This window comes from Streptomyces canus, from assembly GCF_001514145.1.
Classification (GTDB): domain Bacteria; phylum Actinomycetota; class Actinomycetes; order Streptomycetales; family Streptomycetaceae; genus Streptomyces; species Streptomyces canus.
The window spans coordinates 97,542-121,684 of the sequence record NZ_KQ948661.1 but is presented as its reverse complement, the minus strand read 5'-3'; the positions used below and the strand labels follow the sequence as shown (position 1 = coordinate 121,684).

20 protein-coding genes and 1 pseudogene are annotated in these 24,143 nt (G+C 69.7%); 8 read left to right on the top strand and 13 right to left on the bottom strand.

What is annotated here, in order from left to right; all coding sequences use genetic code 11:
* The first annotated feature begins 125 nt into the window (after nucleotides 1-125).
* Nucleotides 126-581, top strand: a complete 456-nt coding sequence (locus AQJ46_RS20385; protein ID WP_208616957.1) for a MarR family winged helix-turn-helix transcriptional regulator — start codon at nucleotides 126-128, stop codon at nucleotides 579-581.
* Between the two features lie 339 nt (nucleotides 582-920).
* Here the strand turns inward: AQJ46_RS20385 and AQJ46_RS55490 are convergent, their stop codons facing one another.
* Together AQJ46_RS55490 and AQJ46_RS52315 are read right to left on the bottom strand one after the other, a co-directional pair.
* Complete coding sequence (locus AQJ46_RS55490; RefSeq protein WP_159064043.1) at nucleotides 921-1,088, bottom strand: hypothetical protein; 168 nt, start codon at nucleotides 1,086-1,088, stop codon at nucleotides 921-923.
* Nucleotides 1,085-1,200, bottom strand: a pseudogene (locus AQJ46_RS52315) (IS200/IS605 family transposase); the annotation flags it as partial. The gene AQJ46_RS55490 and the pseudogene AQJ46_RS52315, both read right to left, overlap by 4 nt.
* A 235-nt stretch (nucleotides 1,201-1,435) precedes the next feature.
* Here AQJ46_RS52315 and AQJ46_RS20380 point away from each other — a divergent pair.
* From AQJ46_RS20380 to AQJ46_RS20370, 3 genes are all read left to right on the top strand, one after another.
* A complete protein-coding gene (locus AQJ46_RS20380) occupies nucleotides 1,436-2,044 on the top strand; it encodes an ArsR/SmtB family transcription factor (RefSeq protein WP_059206971.1) in 609 nt (202 codons plus the stop codon).
* Nucleotides 2,041-3,375 (top strand): MFS transporter, encoded by a 1,335-nt coding sequence (locus AQJ46_RS20375; protein WP_059206970.1) that lies wholly within the window; start codon nucleotides 2,041-2,043, stop codon nucleotides 3,373-3,375. Before AQJ46_RS20380 ends, AQJ46_RS20375 begins: the two co-directional genes overlap by 4 nt.
* Nucleotides 3,376-3,499: 124 nt before the next feature.
* Complete coding sequence (locus tag AQJ46_RS20370; RefSeq protein ID WP_059206969.1) at nucleotides 3,500-4,762, top strand: MFS transporter; 1,263 nt, start codon at nucleotides 3,500-3,502, stop codon at nucleotides 4,760-4,762.
* Nucleotides 4,763-4,790: 28 nt separating this feature from the next.
* On the opposite strand, the gene AQJ46_RS20365 is transcribed toward AQJ46_RS20370, so the two are convergent.
* The 10 genes from AQJ46_RS20365 to AQJ46_RS20320 all read right to left on the bottom strand — a co-directional run bounded on the left by AQJ46_RS20365 (nucleotide 4,791) and on the right by AQJ46_RS20320 (nucleotide 18,296).
* Nucleotides 4,791-5,591, bottom strand: a complete 801-nt coding sequence (locus tag AQJ46_RS20365) for an ABC transporter permease (protein ID WP_057610994.1) — start codon at nucleotides 5,589-5,591, stop codon at nucleotides 4,791-4,793.
* Nucleotides 5,592-5,596: 5 nt separating this feature from the next.
* A complete protein-coding gene (locus AQJ46_RS20360) occupies nucleotides 5,597-6,400 on the bottom strand; it encodes an ABC transporter permease (protein WP_059206968.1) in 804 nt (267 codons plus the stop codon).
* 1 nt (nucleotide 6,401) lies between these two features.
* Complete coding sequence (locus tag AQJ46_RS20355; protein WP_059206967.1) at nucleotides 6,402-7,418, bottom strand: ABC transporter ATP-binding protein; 1,017 nt, start codon at nucleotides 7,416-7,418, stop codon at nucleotides 6,402-6,404.
* 150 nt (nucleotides 7,419-7,568) lie between these two features.
* Nucleotides 7,569-10,433 carry a glycoside hydrolase family 2 TIM barrel-domain containing protein gene (locus AQJ46_RS20350; RefSeq protein WP_059206966.1) on the bottom strand — a complete coding sequence of 955 codons (2,865 nt, stop codon included), beginning with the start codon at nucleotides 10,431-10,433 and terminating at the stop codon, nucleotides 7,569-7,571.
* Between the two features lie 23 nt (nucleotides 10,434-10,456).
* Nucleotides 10,457-11,323, bottom strand: coding sequence for a carbohydrate ABC transporter permease (locus tag AQJ46_RS20345; protein WP_059206965.1), 867 nt, complete (start codon nucleotides 11,321-11,323; stop codon nucleotides 10,457-10,459).
* Nucleotides 11,320-12,288 carry a carbohydrate ABC transporter permease gene (locus tag AQJ46_RS20340; RefSeq protein WP_059206964.1) on the bottom strand — a complete coding sequence of 323 codons (969 nt, stop codon included), beginning with the start codon at nucleotides 12,286-12,288 and terminating at the stop codon, nucleotides 11,320-11,322. The genes AQJ46_RS20345 and AQJ46_RS20340 overlap by 4 nt, the downstream gene beginning before the upstream one ends.
* A gap of 20 nt (nucleotides 12,289-12,308) precedes the next feature.
* On the bottom strand, nucleotides 12,309-13,571 hold the full coding sequence (locus AQJ46_RS20335; protein ID WP_059206963.1) for an ABC transporter substrate-binding protein: 1,263 nt from the start codon (nucleotides 13,569-13,571) through the stop codon (nucleotides 12,309-12,311).
* Between the two features lie 230 nt (nucleotides 13,572-13,801).
* The gene (locus AQJ46_RS20330; RefSeq protein WP_079072365.1) at nucleotides 13,802-15,646 is read right to left on the bottom strand and encodes a glycoside hydrolase; all 1,845 of its coding nucleotides are present in this window, start codon (nucleotides 15,644-15,646) and stop codon (nucleotides 13,802-13,804) included.
* A gap of 36 nt (nucleotides 15,647-15,682) precedes the next feature.
* On the bottom strand, nucleotides 15,683-16,927 hold the full coding sequence (locus tag AQJ46_RS20325) for an ROK family transcriptional regulator (RefSeq protein WP_059206961.1): 1,245 nt from the start codon (nucleotides 16,925-16,927) through the stop codon (nucleotides 15,683-15,685).
* Nucleotides 16,928-17,042: 115 nt separating this feature from the next.
* Nucleotides 17,043-18,296 (bottom strand): D-arabinono-1,4-lactone oxidase, encoded by a 1,254-nt coding sequence (locus AQJ46_RS20320; RefSeq protein WP_059206960.1) that lies wholly within the window; start codon nucleotides 18,294-18,296, stop codon nucleotides 17,043-17,045.
* 108 nt (nucleotides 18,297-18,404) lie between these two features.
* Between AQJ46_RS20320 and AQJ46_RS20315 the strand changes: the two genes are divergently transcribed.
* From AQJ46_RS20315 to AQJ46_RS20300, 4 genes are all read left to right on the top strand, one after another.
* Nucleotides 18,405-19,412 (top strand): hydroxyacid dehydrogenase, encoded by a 1,008-nt coding sequence (locus tag AQJ46_RS20315; RefSeq protein WP_059206959.1) that lies wholly within the window; start codon nucleotides 18,405-18,407, stop codon nucleotides 19,410-19,412.
* Nucleotides 19,413-19,470: 58 nt separating this feature from the next.
* Nucleotides 19,471-20,169, top strand: a complete 699-nt coding sequence (locus AQJ46_RS20310) for a pyridoxamine 5'-phosphate oxidase family protein (RefSeq protein ID WP_059206958.1) — start codon at nucleotides 19,471-19,473, stop codon at nucleotides 20,167-20,169.
* A gap of 62 nt (nucleotides 20,170-20,231) precedes the next feature.
* Nucleotides 20,232-21,551 (top strand): radical SAM protein, encoded by a 1,320-nt coding sequence (locus tag AQJ46_RS20305; protein ID WP_059206957.1) that lies wholly within the window; start codon nucleotides 20,232-20,234, stop codon nucleotides 21,549-21,551.
* 355 nt (nucleotides 21,552-21,906) lie between these two features.
* Nucleotides 21,907-23,385 (top strand): cellulose-binding domain-containing protein, encoded by a 1,479-nt coding sequence (locus AQJ46_RS20300; protein ID WP_059206956.1) that lies wholly within the window; start codon nucleotides 21,907-21,909, stop codon nucleotides 23,383-23,385.
* A gap of 30 nt (nucleotides 23,386-23,415) precedes the next feature.
* Here AQJ46_RS20300 and AQJ46_RS20295 read toward each other — a convergent pair whose 3' ends face one another.
* On the bottom strand, nucleotides 23,416-24,093 hold the full coding sequence (locus AQJ46_RS20295) for a GntR family transcriptional regulator (protein WP_057610980.1): 678 nt from the start codon (nucleotides 24,091-24,093) through the stop codon (nucleotides 23,416-23,418).
* Nucleotides 24,094-24,143: the final 50 nt, after the last annotated feature.

Sequence of the window (24,143 nt, the reverse complement as noted above, 5' to 3'; positions counted from 1 at the left end):
TCGGCCGAGTGGCGGCATGCCGAGAACAGTAGCGCGCTATTAAGTCGTGCACAACTGATTAGGGGTCGATAGAATCGAGAGGACTCGAACCCGTACGGTGGGGCCCGGTGAAGGGAGCCGTTTCCGTGAGTACATCCGCAGGCAGCAGGGCCGAGCAGACCCTGCTCCTGGACGACCAGCTGTGCTTCGCGCTCTACGCGGCGTCGAGAGCGGTCACCGCGCGCTATCGCCCGCTCCTGGACGAACTCGGGCTGACCTATCCCCAGTACCTGGTGATGCTGGTGCTCTGGGAGCAGGACTCGATCTCCGTGCGCGATCTCGGTACGGCCCTCCAGCTGGAGTCCAGCACGCTGTCACCGCTGCTGAAGCGACTGGAGGCGGCCGAGCTGCTGCGCCGCGAACGCCGGCCGGAAGACGAACGCTCGGTGGCCATCCGGCTCACCGAGGAGGGGGCGGCACTGCGGGAGAGGGCTGGAGCGGTGCCGCCCGCGATGGGGAACGCCATGGGGTTGACGCCGGAGCAGGATGCCGCGGTGAAGCAGCTGCTGCGGTTGATCACGAGCAATGTGACGGCGGGCTGAGGGTTCCGGTACGGCGGACAGGCGACGTCGTTGGCGCACCGGCAGCTGCGGAGCTGATTGCCGACGGCACCCGTGGCCCGGAGGGGGGCGCAGGACCTTCGTGCACTCGCCTGTCCGCAGAGATCGATTTCCAACCTCTCGTCGTCATCGGCACGTTCACTCAGCTCTTCGCCTGCACCCCACCGGGCGCCCGGCGGCTCGTCGCCGCCCGGATGGACGTCTGGGGGTACGCGCACGGGCGCGGGTTCCGCGTACGAATGCTGCGAACTCCGGCCGGTCGGGGCGTACAAGACCGTGTGGGCGGAGCTGCGAGTGGGGTCGTGCGCCGACTGACTCCTCCTATGGCGCGGCCCGTCGACAGCCGGTTTCCGTGGACCGGTCGTGCAGGTAGCGGGACTGTTCTAGAGGGGTGAGGTCGGTGTCGACGGCCGCGCAGATGTCGTGGATCGCGCCTGCCGGGTCGCGCAGGTCGACGCTCCACAGGCCGACGGAGCCGTCCGTGCTCACACCGGCCGGTTCTGCTGCTCGATGTACTGCCTGACCACGCTGAGCGGGGCGCCGCCGACGGTTCCGGCGATGTAGGAGCCGACAGCTTGTTGGCCCGCCAGTAGTGGCGCAGCGGTGATCGACGGCACCATCGGCCGACGGCGGCAGGGCAGTCTCGTACTCGAAGTGGCCTTCGTCGCCGCGCTGTTGCCCCTGTGCCTACTGACCCACCGTTGCGTCGAAGTGCCCAGCCAGGCCTGGGGCCGCAGGTTGGCGGCCCGTCTGCAGCCGCCGCGTACCGGGCGCTGAACAGCCCAGTCTGATCTGAGAGTTGACTCTCACAATATGTGAGAGGACACTCTCATGACATGCAGTCCGACAATCGCTTCGGCGATATGGAGATCACCGATCCGAAGGCCATGCGGGCGCTCGCGCACCCCGTACGGCTGGCCATCCTGGAACGCCTCCAGCGGCATGGTCCGGCCACCGCCACGCAGTTGTCCCCGCACGTCGGGGCGACACCATCGGTCGCGAGTTGGCATCTACGGCATCTCGCGGGCTTCGGGCTGGTCCGGGACGCCGTCGAAGGCGGGGCGGACCGGCGGGAGCGGCGCTGGGAGGCCGTGGCGCGCGGGTTCCGGTTCGAGACGCCCGAGGACGAGGACGGGCGGGCCGCGGCCCAGTTGCTGGCCGGGGAGATGTTCGCCCGTACCGCCGACCTTCCGATGCGCTGGCTCACCGAGACCGGTCCCGGACTGGAACAGGAGTGGGTCGGCAAGGTTGTCGCGAACAACACCCGGATCGTGGTCACCGCCGATGAACTCGCCGCTCTCAAGGACGCGATGGAGGAACTCCTCGCGCCGTACGTCACCCGCGATCCCGCGCGGCGGCCGCAGGGGAGCAGGGGTGTGCGGATGCTCCTGTACGCCTTGCCGGAGGCGGCCGACGGTACCGGCGACGCCGGTACGACCGCATGACACGCGAAGCGGGGCAGGACTCCTTGTGGCGTGACCCGCGCTTCGTCCGGTGCTGGGCGAGCAGCGCCGTCTCACAGTTCGGCGACCGAGTCTCCGAGGTGGCGGTGCCGCTGATCGCAGTCGGGGTGCTGGACGCCTCGGCCGGGCAGGTAGCCTGGCTCATCGCACTTGCCTGGGCGCCGAACCTGCTCGCCCTGGTACTGGGGGCGTGGGTCGACGGCCGGGCCCACAAGCGGCGGCTGCTCGTCGTCACCGACCTGGTACGGGCGGTCGTACTGCTGTCGCTGCCCCTCGCGTATCTGTGGGACGCCCTCACCCTCGGTCAGCTGTACGCGGTGGCGCTGCTGACCGGGTTCGCGGGCGTGGTGGCCGGGTGCGCGTGGATGCCGCTGTTCGCACGGCTGGTGCAGAGTTCGTCGTACGTCGACGCCAACAGCAAGTTCAGCGCGGCCCGTTCGGCCTCCTTCATCGCCGGTCCCGCGGCGGGCGGCGGGCTCGTCCAGGCACTGGGCGCGCCGGTCGCCGTGGTCGCGGACGCCGTGTCCTTCCTGGTCTCCGCCCTGCTGCTGAACCGGGTCGCGGTCGACGAGCCCGCACCCGCCGCCCGTACCGGCGCCGCGATGCCCGCGTTACTGCGTGACGCCCGCGAGGGCCTGGCCTTCGTCGTACGGCAGCCGGTACTGCGGGCGGGCCTCGGGTGCTCCACGACCGTCAACTTCTTCACCTTTCTCGCGGGCACCGGCATGGTCGTGCTGTTCGCCGACCGCGAGCTCGGGCTGTCCCCGGGCGCCATCGGGCTGACCCTCGGCATCGGGGCGGCCGGCTCCCTCGTCGGGGCGCTGACCGCTCCGCGCGTGTCGAGGCGGATCGGGGTGGGGCGGTCCGTCACCGTCGGGGCCGTACTGTTCCCGGCGCCCTTCGCCCTGGCCGCGATCGCCGGCGGGCCGGCCTGGGCGGCCGCCGGGCTCCTGGGTGCCGCGTACTTCCTGGTCGGTGTGGGCGTCATGTGGTTCGACGTCAACCTCAACTCGCTGCAGGCCGTGGTGACTCCGGACGCCCTGCGCAGCCGTGTGGTGGGCGCCTACAGCACCGTCAACTACGGCATCCGCCCCCTCGGCGCCCTCGCCGGAGGCGTGCTGGCCACGGCCTTCGGCCTCCGGGCGACCCTGGTGACGGTCGCCGTCGGCGGGGTGCTGTCCGTGCTGTGGCTGCTGCCGTCCCCGATTCCCGGGATCCGGTCCCTGGAGACCGGTCCGTGGCACGGAACGGGCGAACCGCCCTCTCCCACACGGGGGTCGGGCTCGCCCGGCCACCCCGCGCGGACGGACTAGGCGGGCTCCCGGCGCACCACATCCCGCGATGCCCGGGGCGCAGGGCACGGGCGCCGAAAGTCGTTTCCGTGCCGGTGGCGGCGGCTCTAAGGTTGCCCAGGTTGTCCGGGACCTGGGGAGGAGCATGGCGTACGAGGCGCGGCGTGACGGGGAGTCCGATGGCCGTACGGCTTCCCCGAAGTCCGACGACGAGCCGCGCCCGCTCTGGCGGCAACGGGACTTCGCCGTCTTCTGGGCCGCCCAGACCCTCTCCGTCCTCGGCGACTCCTTCGCCCTGATCGCCCTGCCCCTGCTGGTGCTGGAGGCCACGGGCTCCCTCGCGCGGATGGGGCTGCTGACGGCGGTGGGTGGGGCGGCGGCGGTCGTGGCGGCGGTGTTCGCCGGGGTCGTGGTGGACCGGGTCGACCGGCGCCGGCTGCTGATCGGCTGCGACCTGGTGCGCCTGGTGCTGTACGGCGTGATCCCGGTGGTGTGGTTGTTCGGGCCGCAGGTCTGGCTGCTGTACGCGGTCCTGCCGCTGTGCGAGGCCGTCGGCACACTGTTCGCCGTCGGCTACGTCACCGTCGTACGGAGTCTCGTCGGGACCGGGCAACTGACCGAGGCCAACGGGCGGTTGAACGCGACCGCGGCGGCGGCCGGCGTACTGGGCCCGCTGTGCGCGGGCATGGTGGCCGCCTGGACCGGACCGGCCGCCGCCGTCGGGGTGAACGCCGCGAGTTTCGGGGTGTCGGCGCTGTGCACGGCCTTCGTACGGTTCAGGGCGCGGGCCGTCGGAGCCGACGGCGAACGCACCGGCCTGTGGCGGGACTTGCGGACCGGAGCGACCTTCCTGCGCAGCCACCCCGTCCTGCGTACGCTCACCGCGCTGCTGTTCGTCTTCAGCTTCCTCACCTTCGGCCTGAACGACCTGATCATCTACCACCTCAAGCACGACCTGGGCCACGGCGACGACACGGTCGGCACCGTCATGGCCGTCGGCGCGCTCGGAACGATCACCGGCGCCCTGCTGGTGGCCCGGGCCCGCCGCCGGCTCGGCTTCGGCGTGACCTGGACGGCCGCGGTCGCGGTGTGCGGGCTCGCTTTCGCCGGCATGGGCTGGGCGCGGGACGTGCCCGTCGTCGCGGCCCTGAGCGCCGCCTTCCTGGCCTGCGTCGCCGTGGCGGGCACCTGCTCCATGTCCCTACGCCAGGAGGTCACCCCGGAACCGCTCCTGGGCCGGGTCACCGCCGCGTTCTGGACCCTGCACTACTCAGCGGCCCCGATCGGCGCGGCCGTCCTCACCTGGGCGGCCGAACACCAGGGCACGGCCCCGGTCGGCTTGGCCGCCGGCGCGTGCTGTGTACTGATTGCGATCACGGCCCTGTTCACCCCCGTCCGGCGGGCCTGAGACCGCGTCCCCCGGGCAGGGTCCGACCTCACCCGTTCACCCCCGCATAATGCCGAAGACTCCACCCCCACAGCACCCGCGACCCCAGATACGCCACCACGCCCAGCAGTGGCGACACCGCCGCCAGCCAGTACGGGACGCCGGTGTCGTGGCCGTGGCCGGTCAGGACCGCTGCCGGGAAGTAGGCGACGAAGGCGAGGGGGAGGCCGTAGGTGAGGAGGCCGCCCACCGCCTTCGGGAGGACGTTGAGGGGGTAGCTGCCGAAGGTGCCGAGGAGTTCCTCCAGCCAGCGGCTCCAGTAGTCGGCGGCCGGGAAGCGCAGCGCCGCGCAGGTGATCGCCGTGAAGAGGGCCGCCTCCAGGAACATGCCGCCGATGACGGCGGCGATCAGGTAGGAGATGCGGCCCGGTGTCCAGTCCAGCTGGCTGCGGCTCAGCGCGCCGACCATCAGGCCCACCGCGACCGTCAGGTCGCCGATCGCGTTGGTGGGGAAGAAGGCCAGCTGGAGTTGGCGGTACACGGGCATCGGGCGGGTCAGGTAGATGTCGATCCTGCCCTCCTGGATCTGCCGGCCCGCGCCGTGCACCCGGCCGAGCAACAGGACGAACAGCCCGTGCGCGAGCATCCTCGTCGCCGGGATCAGCAGGACCTCCGAGCTGTCCCAGCCGCCCATCCCGGTGAACCGGGTCAGCAGCACCGTGGCGAACACGATCACCGACACCTGCCAGATCGCGCCGATCGCGATCATCAGCAGGAACTCGGTGCGGTACTCCAGCTGGGCACGGAAGTTGAGACGCGTGACGCGCCACGCGATCCGCATGCCGTTCACTGGCCTCAGCCTCCTTGGGAGATGACGCGGCGGGCGGCCCGCCGCCACAGGAAACGGGTGAACAGGAAGAGCGCCACGACCCAGAACGCCTGGATCGCCAGCTGTTCGAAGGCGTCGGAGAGCGGGATGCGCCCGATGTAGAGGGAGAGCGGCACGCTCAACGTGGCCTGGAACGGCAGGAATCCGCTCAGCGTGATGAACCAGTCCGGGAAGAACCACAGCGGCGCGTACACACCGGACAGCAGGTTCTGCGCGAAGATCAGGATCAGCATCGCCGCGTTGTTGCGGACCGTCCAGAAGCACAGCTGGTCCAGGGTGAGCAGCACGAAGTACAGGACACACTGGCCCAGCAGCAGGCTCAGCGCGAACACCCCTGCCACGGCTGCCGACCTGGGCGGGTCCACCACCCCGGCCGCCAGACAGACCAGATAGCCGCCGAGCGCCCACGCGAAGCCGTACACCTGCTCACCGAGGGCGCGCAGAGCGTGGTAGCGCTGGGGCGGCAGCGGGCGCAGATACCAGTAGACGATGGTGCCGAAGTGCATGTGCTGGAGCACGGTGTCCCGGCCCGCGTACTGGTCCAACTCCCTGAGGCGGGAGGCGAGTACGGCCAGCACGGCGTACGTGACGGCTTGGCCCTCGGTGAGGCCCGCGGTGGTGCCGGTGTGTGCGTACAGGCCGTGCCACAGGGAGGCCACCAGGACCACCTGGACGGCCAGGCGGACCAGGACGGCCGTCATCCGGGGCGGCGCGTGCAGCTCACCGAGCGGGGTGACGCGGGCGGCGCGCCAGGCGTGCAGGACGGCCATGTCAGACCGCCTCGGTCGCGGGTTCCGCGTGGACGTAGGCCGCCCGCATCACGTCTTCGAGGTCGGCCTCGTCGATGGCGACGCCCGTCACCTCGTACCGCTCGATGACCGCCTTCAGGGCCTGGTGCACTGTGGGGGAGTCCGGTCCGTCGGGGCTCTCGGGGCCGAACACGACCTGGGGGCCCTCCTTGCGCAGCACCGCGATCCCCGGCAACGGGACGACGTCCGTGTGCGCGTCGGCGAGGGTCGCGCGGACCTGCCAGGTGGAGCCGAACCTGCGGCGGATCTCGTCGAGGCTGCCGTCCAGGACGAGCCTGCCGTGGTTGATCAGGACGACCCGCTCGGCGAGCCGCTCGACCTCGGTCATGTCGTGGGTGGTCAGCAGGACCGTACGGCCGCGCTCCTCCACCTGGTGGCGCAGGAACTCCCGCACCTGCTCCTTGACCACCACGTCCATGCCGATGGTCGGCTCGTCGAGGAAGACGACCGGCGGGTCGTGCAGCAGCGCGGCGGCCAGGTCGCAGCGCACCCGTTGGCCCAGCGAGAGATGGCGCACCCGGGTGTCCCAGAACGTGGACAGTTCCAGGATGTCGTCGAACTCCTTGAGGCGCGCGGCGTGTTCGGCCTTCGGCACCTCGTAGATGTCCCTGAGGATCGAGAACGACTCGCGCACCGGCAGGTCCCACCACAGCTGGGTGCGCTGCCCGAACACCGCGCCGATGTTACGGGCGTTGCGTTCGCGATCCTGGTACGGCACCACGCCCGCCACCCGGGCCTCGCCGGAGGTGGGCGTGAGGATGCCGGTGAGCACCTTGATGGTGGTGGACTTGCCGGCGCCGTTCGGGCCGAGCAGCGCGAGGAGTTCGCCGGGCGCCACGTCGAAAGTGATGTCCGAGACCGCGTGCTTGGCGACCCGCTCCGGGTTGACCAGGGAGCGAAGGGTGCCGGCGAGGCCGGGGCGACGGACGGTGGTATGGAAGGTGCGGGACAGGCCGCGAACCTCGATGCTTCCGGGCACGCTGTGAACTCCCTTGTTGCGAACAAGAGTTGCGGCCGGTCGGCTTGGAAGGCCGACCGGCCGCGGGTACACCATGACCGTCGCAGAATCCCGATCACATTGGCAATGGATTAATCCACTGGTGAATTGGACTAATCGATCACCAGGAGGTCACCGGGAGAGCACCGAGAAGACGAACGAGAACTCCGCCGGCTCGGCCCGCAGGTGGTACTGCGGCAGCGGCCCCGGTCCGCAGGACTGCGAGCCGATGCCGTGGTGGCCGTGGTCGAGGTTGACCCAGACCGTGTCACCGGGGGTGAGGTCGGTGAGGTGGGCGGCCGCGTCCAGCTGTTCGGTCGTCCAGCGCCGGGCGGTGAAGGAGAACTCCGGGTCGCCCTCGATCCGCAGACCGCCGAGCTCCACCCAGCGGACGTCGGCGCGGGCGCCGTTCTCCTGCGGGCGCAGATACGGCGTCTGCAGCCCGTCCACGCTCGCCTGCCAGCGTCCGACCATGGACGCCTTCCTGGTGTCCGGGTAGGCCTCGCCGGGCCCGCCGCCGAACCACTTCACCTGGTCGGCCTCGGGGAGTCCGAGCCGGATGCCGAGCCGGGGCAGCGGCTGGGTCCACTCGCCCTCGGGGCCGACGGACACCGTCAGGCGGAGCCGCGAGCCGTCCGAGGTCCAGCGGTAGACCACACCCAGGCCCACCTCGCGAGCGGCGGGCGCCACCCGGGTCCGGACCGTCAGCGCGTCCTCGCCGAGTTCCACCGAGGACAGCCGGTGCCGCATCCTGTGCAGGCCCAGGGTCCGCCACAGAGAGCTGTAGCGGATGCCGGTGGCCCACTCAGTGCCCTCGTCGTTGTCGGTCGTCGCCCGCCACACGTCCAGCCGCGGGCTCTCGACGGCGACCCCGCCGATCGCCTTGAGGGCGCCGGTACGGCCGTCGAAGGACGCCGGGCCCAGGGTGATCAGCTTCTCGCCGCGCACCGGCCGGTCGGTGGGCGTGACGGAGGGCCGTACCCCTGAGGAAGCGGGGAACTGGCCCCATGCGACGACGTGGTCCTTCGGCGCCCAGGACGTGTCGGACGCCAGCAGCGCCCGCACCGTCCACTGCGCCTCCGCGGCCTCGTGTGCGGGCGGCTCCGGGAGCTTCAGGTCCGCCGACTCCCCGGGTGCCAGGGCCGGCACCGAGAGCGTGCCGGCCTCGACCGTCTCGCCGTCCACCTGGTACGACCACTCGAAGGCGAGCCCGGACAGGTCGGCGAAGTCGTACGTGTTGGTGATCCGTACGGTCCCGTCGGCGCCGTCGATGCGGACCGGCTCGATGACCTTCTTGTACTCGATCAGGCCGGGGGAGGGCGTGCGGTCCGGGAAGATCAGGCCGTCGCAGACGAAGTTGCCGTCGTGCAGTTCCTCGCCGAAGTCGCCGCCGTAGGCGTAACCGAGCTCGGCGTGCTTGACGCCGTGGTCGATCCACTCCCAGATGAAGCCGCCCTGGAGACGGTCGTACTTCTCGAAGAGCTCCTGGTAGTCGGCGATGCCACCGGGGCCGTTGCCCATGGCGTGGCCGTACTCGCACTGGATGAAGGGGAGTCCGCGGCGCTTGTGGGTGCCGCCGTCGAGCTCCTTGCCGATCTGCTCGACCTCGGCGTGGTTCGCGTACATCCGCGAGTACACGTCGGTGTCCCGGCAGTTCCAGTCGCCCTCGTAGTGCACCAGGCGCGAGGAGTCCCGGCCGTGGATCCACTCGGCCATCGCGGTCAGACCGCGGCCGGTGCCGGCCTCGTTGCCCAGCGACCAGAAGACGATCGAGGGGTGGTTCTTGTCGCGTTCGACCATGCGGGCCGCGCGGTCCAGGAGGGCCGGGGTCCAGCGGTCGTCGTCGACGGGGTTGTCCCGCCAGTCCTGCTCGGTGAAGCCGTGGGTCTCCAGGTCGCACTCGTCGATGACCCACAGGCCGTACTCGTCGCACAGGTCCAGGAAGGCCGGGTGCGGCGGGTAGTGCGAGGTGCGCACGGCGTTGATGTTGTGCCGCTTCATCAGCAGCACGTCCTCGCGCATGGTCTCCAGGTCGAGGGTGCGGCCCTTCTCGGGGTGCCACTCGTGCCGGTTGACGCCCTTGAACAGGACCGCCGTGCCGTTGACCTTGATCAGACCGTCTTCGAGGACGACCGTACGGAAGCCGATCCTGAGCGGGATCCGCTCGCCCTCGGTGACCAGCTCACCGTCGTAGAGCCGGGGGCTCTCGGCGCTCCACGGGGCCACGAGGGCCGTCACGGACTCGCCGGTGGCGACATCGATGTCGAGCGCGGGGACGAGTACCCGTCCGTCGACGTCGGAGTCGACGCGCAGGGTGCCCTCGCCCGTGAGGTGGTCGTAGGAGGCGTGCACGAAGAAGTCCAGGACGGCGCCCGCCGGGCGGTGCAGCAGGGTCACCTCACGGAAGATGCCCGGCAGCCACCACTGGTCCTGGTCCTCCAGGTAGGACCCGGCCGACCACTGGTGCACCCGGACCGCGAGGACGTTGCCCTTCGGCTTCAGCAGATGGCCGACGGCGAACTCGTGCGCGAGGCGGGAGCCCTTGAACTCGCCGATGTCCGCGCCGTTGAGCCAGACCCGGGCGCAGGACTCGACACCGTCGAACCGGATGACCGCGCCGCCGTCGGCGGGCCAGTCCTCCGGCAGGTCGAAGACGCGCAGGTGGTCGCCGGTCGGGTTTTCCGTCGGGACGTGCGGCGGGTCCACCGGGAAGGGGTAGAGGTGGTTGGTGTAGATGGGCAGCCCGAAGGCCCCGTCTCCCTGGAGGACCCAGTGCCCGGGGACCGTGACCTCGGCCCAGCCGTCGGCGTCGTATCCCTCCTCGGCGAAGGAGTCGTCCTCGGCGTCGGCGGTCGCCGACAGCCGGAAGCGCCAGGCGCCGTCGAGGGACAGGGCCTTCGCGTCCGAGGAGGCGTACCAGGCGCGGGGCGGAAGGGCCCCGCTGCCCGGGGATACGTCCTCGACGTAGTCGAAAGCGCTGGTCGTGCGGAAAGACATCGGTCTCCAGGTCCTGAGAGGTGTCAGCCCTTGATGCCGGTCTGCGCGATTCCCTGGACCAGCCAGCGCTGGAGGAAGAGGAACACGAACACCAGGGGCAGGATGGAAATGGCGGCGGCCATGAAGATCAGGTGGAAGTTCACGGTCTGGTTGGTCATGAAGGAGGAGAGTGCGATCTGGACGGTCCAGGAACTCGGGTCCTGACCCATGACCAGGGGCCACAGGAAGGAGTTCCAGGCGCTGATGAACGTGATCGTGGCGATGGCCGCGAAGAAGTTCAGTGAGTTGGGTACGACGATCCGCCAGTACGCGCCCCAGTAGCCGAGCCCGTCCACGCGTGCCGCCTCCTCCAGCTCCTTCGGGAATCCCAGAAAGTACTGCCGGAACAGGAAGCAGGTGAAACCGCTGAACAGGCCCGGGATGATCAGACCACGATACGTGTCCACCCAGCCGAGGGACGAGACCAGCACGAAGCTGGGCACGAAGGTCACGGCCGTCGGGACCATCAGGGTCGCCAGGACGGCGTAGAAGACCTTGTTGGCGTGCTTGTAGGGGATGCGGGCCAGGCCGTAGCCGGCCAGGGAACACACCAGGAGGGTGCCCAGGGTGGTCGAGACGGCGACGACCAGCGAGTTCACCATGGAGCGGCCGAACTCGACCGTGGGGTCGTCGAACAGCTCGGAGATGTTGCCCCACTGGAAGGAGGGCAGCACCTTCCAGTTCTCGCCCGTGATCTCGAGATCCGTGGAGAGGGCGTTGCGGACGATCAGGTAGAAGGGGATCAGGAACAGCAGGGCGGCGATGCCGACGGCTACGTACAGTCCTGCGTTGCCGAGGACGTCCCGGCCCTTCTTACGCTGCTTGCCGAGCTGAGGTGCGGTGGTGGTCACTTGCCCTCCTCCCCCCTTCCGAAGCCCATCCACTTGCCCTGGATCAGGGTGACGAGGCAGATGAGGAGTGACAGGATGACCGCGCCCGCGCTGCCGGCCCCGTAGTCCTGGCTGGTGCCGAGCGCCGTCTTGTAGAGCTCCATGAGCGGTGTCTGGGCCCAGGTCGCGTTCTGCCCGATGATGTTGAAGAACTCGTCGAACGCCTGGTACGCGGCGATGAGCAGCAGCAGGATCACGGCGGTCGAGGTGGCGCGCAGCTGCGGCAGCGTGATGTACCGGAAGGTCTGCCAGCCCGGCTTGGCGCCGTCGATGGCCGCGGCCTCGTACAGCTCGCCCGGGATGTTCTGCAGCGCCGCCAGGAACAGGATCATGTAGAAGCCGGACTGGATCCACAGCCGCAGGCTCACGATGACCACCCAGTACCAGGGCGGACTGGGGTTGGCCAGATAGGCGATGTTCTCGACGCCGAACCAGCCGAGGACGGTGTTCATCAGACCGAAGCGGACACCGCTGAAGATGGACATCTTCCAGATCAGCGCGGCGGCCACGTAGGAGACGGCGGTCGGCAGGAAGAACACCGAGCGGAAGAACGCCCGCATGAACCGCAGCCGGTGCACCAGCAGCGCCAGACCCAGTGACAGCGCCCAGGTGGTCGGCACGATGAACGCGGCGAACACGCTGAACGTCAGCAGTGAGTCGGGGAAGTTGCTGTTGGTCAGGATCTGCTTGTAGTTGTCGAACCCGATGAAGCGGCTTGGCGTGACGGTGTACCGCGCGTCGAAGAAGCTGAGCCAGACGCTCCAGAAGATCGGAACGAAGACGAAGATCACCAGGCCGATGAGGAAGGGCCCGGTGAAGAGCCAGAAGTTGAAGGTGGGGTTGCCCCGCAGGCCCCGCCGCGGCCGGGCCGGAGGGGCCTTGGCCGGGGCGGGCTGGGCGACCCCGCGCGTGGTGGTGGTCGACATGTCGTGGGGTTCCCTGCGGCCTATCCGAACAGCTTCTTGAGTTCGACGTTGACCTTCTTGTCGGCGGTGTCGAGCGCCGCCTCCGGGTTGCCGTTCTTACGGACGGAGGACGCGATCACCTCGGCGAACGCGGTCTGCATCGTCTGGTCGTAGGCGATGTTGTCGAAGTGGCCGTAGTCGGTGAAGAGCTTCACGCCCTCGGCGGGCAGGCCGGTCTTGAGCTTGGTCGCCGAGTTGGCGATCGAGGTGCGCGGCGGGATGTGGAAGCCGTACGAGGTAGCCCAGTCCTCCTGGTACTGCTTCTGGTCGATCCACAGCCACTTGACGTATTCCTTGGCCGCCTCGACGTTCTTGCCCTTGGCGTTGACGAAGATCGACCAGCCGCCGTTGTAGACGGACTGCTTGCCCGCGGACCCGATCTTCGGGAACGGGAAGATGCCCAGGTCGTCGCCGAGCGCCTGCTGCATGGCCGGCATGGACCACATGCCGCCCCACTGCATGGCACACAGGCCCTGGTTGAGCGAGGAGGGGTCCCAGAAGTCGGTGGGGGCGTCCAGGAGCACGTTGCCGCTGGTGAACAGCTGGCGCAGCTGCTTGAGGCCCTCGACGACGCCGTCCGTGTGGTAGGCGATCTCGTTCTTCTCGTTGATGGTGTCGGCGCCGGCGGACCAGATGATGACGTTCTGGATCGCGGTGAAGTCGTTGCCGAGGAAGACGCCCTTGACCTTGCCGGTGGTGAGCTTGGCGGCGGCCTCGATCAGCTCCTCCAGGGTGGTGGGGACCTGGACCTTGGCCTTCTCGAACATCGACTTGCGGTAGTAGAAGAACTGCGGGTCGTCGATCATCCGTATCCCGTAGATCTTCCCGTCGACCGTGTGGGACTTGATGTCGTTCGGGTTGAAGTCGTCCTTGACCGGGTCGATCAGGTCGGTCAGGTCCGCCACCTGGCCGCTCTTGACGAGCTGCAGCTGCGGGTGGAACTCGAAGACGTCGGGTGCCTTCTTGGTGAGCAGGGCCGCGAAGAGCGCGGACTCGAAGTTGTTGCCCGTGATCCAGTTGGTGCTCACGTTGGCCTTCTTGTACGCGGCCGCGTACTTCTTGATGGCCTGCTCCGTGCCCGCCTCGCCGTAGGCGTGGAAGTACTGGGTGAGGGCGTCGCCCGATCCTCCGCTGCTCCGCCCGGTGTTCCCGCCGCACGCGGCCAGACCGCCCGCGGCGGCAAGGCCCATCGCGGCCTGCAGAACGTTTCGACGGTTCCAGTTGGTGCTGCTCATTGCCGACATGCTGACGTCCTTGTCTCGAATACGGCTGCGGCTCTGTGCCATGGCTCTGCGGCTCAGTGCCAGGTGGCTCAAATGGACCTGCGGTGCGGGACGTTAACCTTCGGCTAAGGCTTCGGCAAGGGGTTGGACGAAGTCTGCACGAAGCGTTGTGTGGCGTTCGGTATACCGGACACCCCTGGGTTGCGGGCCGCCGCACCAGCGGCCCGCAACCCCCTTGCAAAGGTGGTGTGTTACTGCTTGAACCAGGCCTGGTTGGTCCCGCCGTTGCAGGTCCACAGGCCGACCTTGCTGCCCTCGGCCGTCGCCTGTCCGCCGACGTCCAGGCAGGTGCCCGACGCCTCGCTGACGACTTGGCCGTTGGAGTTCAGCAGCCATTGCTGGCTGCCGTCACGGGTCGCCTCAGGGTTCGTCGTGAGCCCCGAACTCCCCGCAGTCAGATAGCCGTTCACGCCCTTCAGGCGGCCCTTCGCGTCGTACGACCACACCTGCTCGGACCCGCCCGTGCAGCTGCTGATCGCCGCACCCGAGGCGTTCGCGGTCAGGCACTTGCCGGACTGCTTGCCCTGGAGCGCGCCCGTGACCGCCGAAGTGCCGTGGCCCTTCTGGTCGAGGACGTACGTCGTGATGGACCGGGCCGGCAGGGTCGCCGAGGCCGTGCCGCCCTTGACCGAGGGCTTGGTGACGTTCGCCCAGCTTTCGGTCGCCGAGGTCCGCACGGCCTTGCTCACGCGCACCGGAGCCTTGCTGTTGAAGTGCAACTGCAAGGCAGTGTCGGTGGTGTTGTGGTTGTTGACCACCGCCACCCACTTGCCGTGGTCGTCGTACGTCGACACCTCGACGCCGTCCGGTACGCCGGTCACGTTGTGGGCGACCGAGCCCGGCCGGACGAACTTGCTGTACTGGCCGAGCGCGTAGTAGCGCTTGGTGAAGTACAGGGTCTGGTTGCCGTTGGTGGCGTAGTTCGGGTCGTAGTAGATCAGACCGTCGTTCCAGCCCTCGCTGTTCTTCGCGAGGGGGTCGGAGCCGATCTGCTCCGACAGGGCGACCCACCACTGGAACGCCGAGTCGTGCGCGGTCGCGAAGTCCTTGTAGATGATCCGGGAGAGGTTCAGACCACCGTCGATCGTGGGGTCGTACTCCTGCGCCCAGCCCGTGCCGCCCTTGCCGAAGCAGCAGATCTCCGTGGACCAGGACTGCTTGCCGACCGACTTGGACGTCTCGTAGATCTTCGCCCGCTGGTCGTCGCCCGGGTTGTTGTACGTGTGGTGGGCGAGCTTGTCGACGTACTGGGCGGTGTCCGGCTGCGAGATCCACTGCGGGACCTCGGTGTTGAAGCTCACCGTGCTGCTGGACTCGTCCGCGATGATGCCGGTCCGCTGGCCGCGGGCCTGCTGCTCGGCGCCCAACGCCCGCACGATGTCGTCGCGTTGATCGACGGGAACCAGCATGCCCTCCTGGCCGCAGTCGTCGAAGCTGTTGGTCGGCTCGTTGAAGGGACTGATGTAGTCGAACCGCACGCCCTGCTCGGCGAAGTGGTCGGTGACGTCCGCGACGTACTTCGCGTAGTCCTGCGTGTCCTCCGCCTTCAGATAGCCGCCGCAGCTCTTGGCGTTGGTCTTCCACTGCGCGGGCGCGCTGTTGACGAAGGCGATCAGGTCCTTCACGCCGTACTTGGCGGCCGCGTACAGGAACGTACGGCCCGCCTTGTCCTTGCTCCAGTCGTACGACCCGTCGTCCTTGACGAAGGTCTCGGGGGCACGCGGCGCGTAGGTCACGCCGGTGCCGCCACCGCCGATGTTGTAGCGGTAACTGCTCAGCGCCAGGCCGTCCTTGGAGAACAGCAGCTTGGACACCCGGGCCTGGACCTTCGGGTCGAAGTTCTTCAGGTCGTTGACCCACCAGGCGCCCGAGGCACCGATGTTGTCGATGGTCTGGGCGGCGTGCGGGGACACCTCGGCCACCGTGGGGGTGGCGGCCGAGGCGGGCGGGGCGGATATCAGGGGTCCCGCGACAGCGAACGCGGCTGCGGCTGTCAGCAGGGCCGATCTCGTGCGGTGGGGGTGAGACACGTGCATCCCTTCCGTCGTCATGAAGGTGGTGCGGTACGGCTCCTAGCGGGGGTTGTGCGTCTTGGTCCTTGCCGGGGTGGTGCGTTTCGCTGACCTCTGCCCGACCGACTGCAGCGCCCCTTCGAGCGCGAAGGTCGCCGCGCCCAGGCACGCCGGGTCCGTCGGGATCGGGGAGAGGACGATCTCGGTGGCGGCCATCGGCCGGGGCAGCGCGTGCCGGGCGACGGCCTCGCGCACCTCCGCGACCAGGGGCTCGCCGAGGGCGGCCGCGACCCAGCTGCTGAGCACGACCACTTCGGGGTTGAACAGGTTGACCAGATGCGCGATGGAGGCGCCCAGATAGCGGGCGGTGTGCCGGACGACCTTGACCGCCACCGGGTCCTGGGTGAGCATCCCCCGGGCCAGAGCGGCGATCGTCGCCGTCTGGTCTCCCGGGTGCAGCAACTCGCTGTCGGGGCTCAGCTCCCGCAGGTTCAGCATGATCCCGGGCGCGCCCACGTACGTCTCCACACAGCCGTGGTTGCCGCAGCGGCACAGGCGTCCGTCCAGGACGATCGTGTTGTGGCCCCACTCGCCGGCGCTGTTGGAGACACCGCGATGCAGCGCGCCGCCCAGGACGAGCCCGGCGCCCACGCCGGTCCCGAGGGTGACCACCACGGCGTTCCCGCTCCCGCGCGCCGCCCCGAACCACAGCTCGGCCACGGCGACGGCACGCAGCGGGTTGTCCAGGTAGAGCGGGTAGGCGATGTACTCGGAGAGCAGGTCGACCAGCGGCACGTCGTGCCAGTCCCAGTTGGGCGCGTACTCCGAGATGCCGGTGGCGCGGTCCACCTGCCCCGGCACACTCACGCCGACACCGAGCACCCGGGCACCCTCGATCCCGGCCTGCGTCACCACCGAGCCGACGGCGGCGGCGACATGGCCGACCACCTGCTCGGGGAGGCTCTCGCCGGGACGGACGTCCTCCTCGGCGCGGGCCAGCACGTTCAGCGCGAGGTCGAACAGCTCGACATGGACGTACGTCTCCGCGATGTCCACGCCGATCAACGCGCCCCCCGACGCGTTGACCGCCACGAGCCCCCGGGGGCGCCCGCCTGCCGACTCCTCGAACCCGACCTCCGTGGTCATGCGGAGGTCGAGCAGCTCGCCCACGAGCGTGGCGACCGTGGCCAGGCTCAGCCCGGTGGCCGCCGCCAGTTCCTGCCGGGAGGTGGGTGACTCGGCGATGATCTGGCGCAACACCTCGTAGCGGTTCGCGGTGCGGATGTCACGTGATGTGCGCTTCATCGGGGCCGGCCCCCATCCCTTCGCTCATGCCGGGACGACAGTGGCACCGGCGCGGCGCAAGATTATGGGCTGCGGGGGACTTTGTACAAGGGGTTAGGAAAGGGGCTTTATAAAGTCAGTCGGTGAGTACGGTCCGGACGAAGGCGTTGGCGAATTTTGCCTCGGGGTCCAGCTCACGCGCCAGCTTCCGGAAGTCGCCGAGCCTCGGGTAGCGCTCGCGCAGCAGGTCCGCGGGCGTGGTGAAGACCTTCCCCCAGTGCGGTCGCGCGTCGAAGGGGTCCAGCGCCTCCTCCAGCCGGCGCACCACCGGCAGGACCGCCGCGGTGTCCTCGATCCAGGTGAAGTGCAGGGCCACGGTGTCCCGGCCGTAGGAGGGGCTCAGCCACTGCTCGTCGGCGGCCACGGTCCGCACCTCGCAGATCTGGAGCACCCCGGCGACCGTGTCCCGGATGCCGTCCACCGCGTGCAGCGCCTCGACGGCGTGCTCCCGCGGCAGCAGGTACTCCGACTGGAGCTCCGTCCCGCTGCTCGGTGTGAACTCGGCCCGGAAGTGCGGCAGTCGGTCCTGCCAGGGACCCGCCACCCCGAACTGCTCGGTGCAGTTGACCGCGGGCATCCCCGGCACCGGGTGCATCTTCTCGGTGGCGGGCGCGGCCCAGGGGAAGTCGGCGAGCGGCTGGTCCGTCCGCCGCTTGACCCATGCCTGCCGGAAGCCCGGCGCCCGCCAGTCGGTGAACAGGCTGACGCTGTACGCCGATGCCATGACCGTCTCGAAGGTCGCCGAGTCCAGCCCGGCGAGGGGGAGTTCGGTGAAGACGTACTGCTCCACGTCGAAGGAGGGCACGAGGTCCAGGGTGAGCGCGGTGACGACACCGAGGGCGCCCAGCGAGGTGACCGCCCCGCCGAAGCGCGGGTCGTCCCGGCCGATGGCCGGCACGGAGCCGTCCGCCGTGATCAGCTCCACCTCGCGCACGGCCGACGAGAGCGGACCGTTGCCCACGCCCGAGCCGTGGGTGCCGGTCGCCACCGAGCCGGCCACGGAAATGTGCGGCAGCGAAGCCATGTTGGGCAGCGCGAGGCCGTGGGTGTACACCGCGCGGGCGAGTTCGGCGTAGCGGACGCCGCCCGAGACCCGTACCGTACGGGCCGCTGTGTCCACGTCGATCACCGGCGGCAGGTCGGCGATCGACAGCAGCACGCCCTCGGGGCCCGGCTCGGCGATCTCGTTGAAGGAGTGCCCGCTGCCCAGCACCCGCACGCTCGTGCTGCCCGCCACCAGGGCGGCGACCCCGTCGAGCGAGTACGGCCGGTGCAGTTCCTTGGCGGAGTAGGTGATGTTCCCCGCCCAGTTGGTGATCGTCTCCGACATGTCCGTCGTTCCTCCCGGAAGTGTGTATGCGTTGACCCTCTCATTTGTCGGGGCCTACCGTAGAGAGCGGTTACTACAAGCTTTCCGTCGGCCTGGAGGATCATCACCTTGCCCGAGCGACCCCAGGCGCTGTTCGCCATGACCGCCGAGAACGTGCCGCTCGTCTTCCCGCCCGAGGTGCTGGCACGGCTGCGGGAGTCCGTGGACATCGATCCCGGGCTGGTGGCCGAGGACCTCACCGACCCGGCGCTCGCGGACGTCCTGGTCCGCACCGAGATCCTCGTGACCGGCTGGGGCTGCCCCCGCCTGGACGCGGCCGTCCTCGACGCGGCCCCGAAACTCCGGGCCGTCCTGCATTCGGCCGGCTCGGTCAAGAGTTTCGCCACTCCCGAGATCTGGCGGCGCGGGATCGCCGTGTCCTCGGCGGCCGAGGCCAACGCGGTGCCCGTCGCCGAGTACACGCTCGCCGTGATCCTGCTCGCCGGCAAGGACGTCTTCGTGCGCCGGGAGCGGCTGCGCACCGAGGGGGCGTCTCCCGGCTGGGGGGTCGTGCCCGGCATCGGCAACCACGGACGGCGGGTCGGCGTGATCGGGGCGTCCCGGATCGGGCGGAAGGTGATCGAGCTGCTGCGGCCGTTCGACCTCTCGGTGAGTCTGACCGACCCGTACGTCGACGAGAGCGCGGCCTCGGAGCTGGGCGTCCCGCTGCTGCCGTTGGACGAGCTCCTGCGCACCTCGGAGATCGTGACCGTCCACGCCCCGGAGACCCCCGAGACCCGGCATCTCATCGGTCGCCGCGAGCTGGCCCTGATGCCGGACGGAGCGGTGCTGGTCAACACCGCGCGCGGGTCGCTCGTCGACACGGACGCGCTCGTCGCGGAACTGCGGTCGGGCCGCCTCTCCGCGGTCCTCGACGTCACCGACCCGGAGCCCCTGCCCGTCGACTCGCCGCTGCACGAGCTCCCGGGTGCCTTCGTCACGCCGCACCTCGCGGGGTCGCAGGGCAACGAACTGGCGCGGCTGGGCCTGGCGGTCGCGGAAGAGGCCGAGCGGGTGGTGTCCGGAGCAGGGGTGGCGTTCCCGGTGACGTTCGAGGCTCTGGCGCGCGGGGCCTGACGCGTCGGCAGCCTGCCTGGTCCGGGGCCTGCCTGCGGCGTGAGTAGCCTGCCTGGTCATGAGCCCCGAACCACACCTGGAACCTCGCCCCCAACGCCTCCCCGCGTCCCTCCCGCAGACCGAGCTCACCCGGCATCGCCGCCTGCGCGAGCAGGGCAGCCTGGACCGGGCCGATCTGGAGGCGATCCTCGACGCGGGATTCGTCTGTCATCTAGGTGTGGTGGTCGAGGGGCGGCCCCTGGTCGTGCCCACGGTGTACGGGTGGGACGCGCGACAGCTGTACGTGCACGGCTCGGTGGCCGGCCGCAGCCTCGCGGGCGGTGCTCCGGTCTGTGTCACGGTCACGCACGTCGACGGGCTGGTCCTCGCGCGGTCCGTCTTCGAGCACGGCGTCAACTACCGCAGCGCCATGATCCACGGCGAGGCCCGCAAGGTGACCGATCCGCAGGAGAAGCTGGCGGGCCTGCGTCTGCTGACCGACCACGCGGCGCCGGGACAGTGGGCGTACGCCCGGCAGCCGAGCCGCAAGGAACTCGCGGCCACCACCCTGCTCGCCGTCTCCCTCGAGGAGGCGTCCGTCAAGATCCGTACCGGTGCGCCCGACGACGGTGACGGACCGGACGCGGTGCTGGGGCTGTGGGCCGGTGTGCTTCCGCTCACGTCGACCTGGGACGCGCCTGTTCCCGACCCGCTGCTGCCGCAGGAAACGCCTGTACCCACCCATATAGCTCGCCGCGAGGGGACCCGGCACGGGTGATGCCGGCGCGAGGGCATACCGTGAGGAGTCGGTCGTACGTCTGAGCCGGGAGGAGACACGGGATGGGCAGCCGTACCGCGCTGGTCGAGGATCTGATGGAGCGGTTTCCGCAGGTGCCGCGGGAAGCCGTCTTCAAAGAGGACCTGCTGCGAGGTGGCGTGGCCTTCGACCCGTCCGCCCTCAGCGACAACGAGTCGGGGGAGATGAAGCCGAAGTCGTACTTCATCTTCTCCTTCGACCACGGCACCCTGCCGGAGCTCGGCGAGGCCGCGCTGCGGCGCCCGCCGGAGGAGATCATCCTCACCGGCGGGCCGTACGACCTCAGGCGGACCGTGGTGTCGGTGCGGGTGAACCCCGCCTCGCCCTACCGGGTGGCGGCCGACGACTCCGGGATGCTCGGGCTCTACCTCGACGGCAAGCGGATCGCCGACGTGGGCGTGCCGCCGATGCCGGAGTACTACCGGCACAAGCTCTCCAACGGGAAGTCCGTGATGGAGGTCGCGCCGACCATCCAGTGGGGCTACCTGATCTATCTGACCGTCTTCCGGGTGTGCCAGTACTTCGGCGCCAAGGAGGAGTGCCAGTACTGCGACATCAACCACAACTGGCGCCAGCACAAGGCGGCGGGGCGGCCGTACACGGGCGTCAAGGACGTGGACGAAGTCCTGGAGGCACTCGAGATCATCGACCGGTACGACACCGCCAAGGTCTCCACGGCCTACACGCTCACCGGCGGCGCGATCACCTCGAAGCTCCAGGGCCGGGACGAGGCCGACTTCTACGGCATGTATGCGAAGGCCATCGAGGAGCATTTCCCGGGCCGTTGGATCGGCAAGGTCGTCGCGCAGGCGCTGCCGAAGGACGACGTGCAGCGCTTCAAGGACTACGGCGTGCAGATCTACCACCCCAACTACGAGGTGTGGGACGAGTATCTCTTCAAGATGTTCTGCCCGGGCAAGGAGCGGTACGTCGGCCGGGACGAGTGGCACAAGCGGATCCTGGACTCGGCGGAGATCTTCGGTGCGCGCAATGTGATCCCCAATTTCGTGGCGGGCGTGGAGATGGCCGAGCCGTTCGGCTTCAAGACGGTCGACGAGGCCATCGCGTCCACGACGGAGGGCCTGCGCTTCTTCATGTCGCACGGCATCACACCCCGCTTCACCACGTGGTGCCCGGAGCCCACGACCCCGCTCGGCAAGGCCAACCCGCAGGGCGCGCCGCTGGAGTACCACATCCGGCTGCTGCAGGCCTATCGGCAGACGATGGACGACTTCGGCCTGTCCTCGCCTCCCGGCTACGGCCCGCCCGGACCCGGCCGTGCCGTCTTCTCCGTGAGTTCCTTCATGGACAGCCTTCCGGCGCAGGAGCCGGTCGAGGTGTAACCCGGCACCGCCGAAACGGATGCGGCGCGGGCCGCGGAGACCTTCGGGTTCCGCGGCCCGCGCTTATGTGCCGAAGGATTTGTCGACAAGGTGACCGGAGTGGCCGCGCTGCTCCGCACATTTCGCGATGAGATGCACCCGGTATCGAGATTTCCCGGCGTTCTTTCCGTATAACTCTCGTAACAGCGCTCCCGGTCGTGCGCTCCGGCCACTGGCGCGAACCCTCGGTAACCGATTTGAATAGCCTGCTTGTCAGTTGTGTGGGAGACGTGAAAGGGTCCTGTCCTGCCGCGAGGTTCCCCCCAACTCCTTTGCCAGTATGGCGAGTTGACCTCGCTTTGGATGCAGGAGACCCATGCCCGACCTGCCGACCCCCCAGGACGCCGCCGAGGCCGCGCTGTTCTCCGAGTGCTGGGATGCCGTGCTGTCGTACGCCGATCTGTGCACGGCCGGCTCCACCGCCGCCACCGAACTGGCCACCGAGGCGTTCTCCCTCGGCATGCGCGAGGCCCGTGAGGCGGAGGCCGCTGCCCGCGGCGCCGGCCGCCGTCCGGCCCGGCTGCCCCGAATACCGCTGCTGCTGACCGCCGTTCGCACGACGGCGGCGGAGTGGGAGACCCGGGGCCTGGGCCACCGGCTCGACCCCGATCTGCGGCTGTGGCTCAACTCCGACAAGGCCGCCCGCTACACCGGCCCGCCGCTCCAGCGACCGATCGCGCTGCGCGGACTGCGCGATCTGCAGGCGGCGGACGCCGAACTGCTGTGGCTGGCCGAGGTCGAGGCGCTGCCGCTGTCCGCGGTGGCCCGCCGGCTCGGCCTCGACCCGGCCACCGTGGGCGACGAACTCGCCCAGGTGCGCGGCCTGTTCAGGGACCGCAGCCACCGCAACCATCTCGACATGCCGATGGACGCCCAGTGCCGCAGCTACGCCCGGCTGCTGGACGCCGTCACCCGGTCCACCTCCGGCGAGACCCCGGACGATCTCTCCCGCCACCTCGCGAGGTGCAGGCAGTGCGCGGAGGCCGCCGCCTGTCTTCGACTGCAGGGAGGCGGGCTGCCCGCGGCCCTCGCGGGCGGGGTGATCGGCTGGGGCGGGCTCGCCTATCTGGAGCGCCGCCGCCGGGCCGCCGAGGTACGCCTTGGGGCGGGGCGGCCGGAGGCACTGGAGAGCGGGCCGCCGAACCCCGGCGCGCACAAGGCGAAGGTCGTGCGCAACGGCCTGCTCGTCGCGGCCGTCCTCGTCTCCCTGCTCGCGCTCGCCGTCTCGATGTCGCCGGGCGGCGACACGGGGAACAGTGCCGCCAAGCCCGGCACCGGTACCTCCGCCGACGGCCAGCCGGTGGCCAACCCCAGCTCGTCGGTCCCCGCCGCCACGTCCCGGGCGCCCGGCTCGGCGGGCCCGTCGCAGACGCCCAGCGGGAACCCGTCCGAGTCCACGGGTGCGAAGAACTCCGACCCGGAACCCCAGGGGACCTCCTCCGCCGGTGCCGAGGAACCGGAGCCCGGCGAGAGCGTCACGCCGTCCTGCCAGGTCGAGTACACCCTCGTCAACCAGTGGCCCGACGGCTTCCAGGGCGAAGTCACCGTCACCACCACCGAGGCCCTCAGCGACTGGCGGGTCACCTGGTCCTTCAAGGACGGCCAGAAGGTGACGCAGATGTGGGACGGGAGCTACACCCAGAGCGGCGCGAAGGTCACCGCGAGCGCCGCCGACTACAACAAGTCGGTCCCCGCGCACGGTTCGCTCTCCGTCGGCTTCCTCGCCTCCTGGCAGGGCAGGAACGCCCCGGCGTACGACTTCTCCCTCAACGGGCGGGAGTGCGTGAAGTCCTGACGCCTTCGGTCCAGCCGGGGGCTGTCGCGGCTACTTCGCCGCCCACAGCCCCCGGACGTGTCCGATGTGCCGGGTCATCACCGCGTGGACCGCCCGCTCGTCGCGGGCGATCAGTGCGTCGAGGAGTTCGAGGTGCTCCTCGGCGGAGGCCAGCAGGCGGCCGGACTTCACCAGCGGGGTGAGGCCGTAGAGCCGTGACCGCTTGCGGAGGTCGCCGACCACCTCGACCAGATGGGCGTTGCCCGCGAGAGCGAGCAGGCCGAGGTGGAAGCGGGTGTCGGCCTCGACGTACGCGATGAGGTCACCGGACACCGCCGCCTGGACGATCTCCCGGGCGGCGGGACGCAGCGCCTCCAGGGAGACCGGGTCGGCGGTCGAGGCCAGCTCCACGACGGTGGGGATCTCGATGAGCGAGCGGATGTGGGTGTACTCGTCGAGTTGCTTCTCGGAGACCGCGGTGACCCGGAAGCCCTTGTTGGGGACGGTGTCGACCAGGCCCTCCTTGGCGAGGTCGAGCATGGCCTCGCGCACGGGGGTGGCCGACACACCGAAGCGGGCGGCGAGCGCGGGTGCCGAGTACACCTGGCCCGGGAGCAGTTCGCCCGCGATCAGCGCGGCCCGCAGGGCGTCGGCGACCCGCTCCCGGTAGCTGCTCTTCTTGCCGCCGAGGACGGGCAGAGCGGGGGTGCTGGATCGCTGGGCGGCCATGAGGGGCATCTCCTAGTGGTGCAATGTCACGCGGCACCCGCATTATCCTC

Excerpts from the sequence above, each read along its gene's own strand:
- AQJ46_RS20380 (WP_059206971.1), top strand. The coding sequence starts at position 1,436 with ATGCAGTCCGACAATCGCTTCGGCGATATGGAGATCACCGATCCGAAG.
- AQJ46_RS20375 (WP_059206970.1), top strand. The coding sequence starts at position 2,041 with ATGACACGCGAAGCGGGGCAGGACTCCTTGTGGCGTGACCCGCGCTTC.
- AQJ46_RS20370 (WP_059206969.1), top strand. The coding sequence starts at position 3,500 with ATGGCGTACGAGGCGCGGCGTGACGGGGAGTCCGATGGCCGTACGGCT.
- AQJ46_RS20360 (WP_059206968.1), bottom strand. The coding sequence starts at position 6,400 with ATGGCCGTCCTGCACGCCTGGCGCGCCGCCCGCGTCACCCCGCTCGGT.
- AQJ46_RS20350 (WP_059206966.1), bottom strand. The coding sequence starts at position 10,433 with ATGTCTTTCCGCACGACCAGCGCTTTCGACTACGTCGAGGACGTATCC.
- AQJ46_RS20340 (WP_059206964.1), bottom strand. The coding sequence starts at position 12,288 with ATGTCGACCACCACCACGCGCGGGGTCGCCCAGCCCGCCCCGGCCAAG.
- AQJ46_RS20335 (WP_059206963.1), bottom strand. The coding sequence starts at position 13,571 with ATGTCGGCAATGAGCAGCACCAACTGGAACCGTCGAAACGTTCTGCAG.
- AQJ46_RS20330 (WP_079072365.1), bottom strand. The coding sequence starts at position 15,646 with ATGCACGTGTCTCACCCCCACCGCACGAGATCGGCCCTGCTGACAGCC.
- AQJ46_RS20325 (WP_059206961.1), bottom strand. The coding sequence starts at position 16,927 with ATGAAGCGCACATCACGTGACATCCGCACCGCGAACCGCTACGAGGTG.
- AQJ46_RS20320 (WP_059206960.1), bottom strand. The coding sequence starts at position 18,296 with ATGTCGGAGACGATCACCAACTGGGCGGGGAACATCACCTACTCCGCC.
- AQJ46_RS20310 (WP_059206958.1), top strand. The coding sequence starts at position 19,471 with ATGAGCCCCGAACCACACCTGGAACCTCGCCCCCAACGCCTCCCCGCG.
- AQJ46_RS20305 (WP_059206957.1), top strand. The coding sequence starts at position 20,232 with ATGGGCAGCCGTACCGCGCTGGTCGAGGATCTGATGGAGCGGTTTCCG.
- AQJ46_RS20300 (WP_059206956.1), top strand. The coding sequence starts at position 21,907 with ATGCCCGACCTGCCGACCCCCCAGGACGCCGCCGAGGCCGCGCTGTTC.
- AQJ46_RS20295 (WP_057610980.1), bottom strand. The coding sequence starts at position 24,093 with ATGGCCGCCCAGCGATCCAGCACCCCCGCTCTGCCCGTCCTCGGCGGC.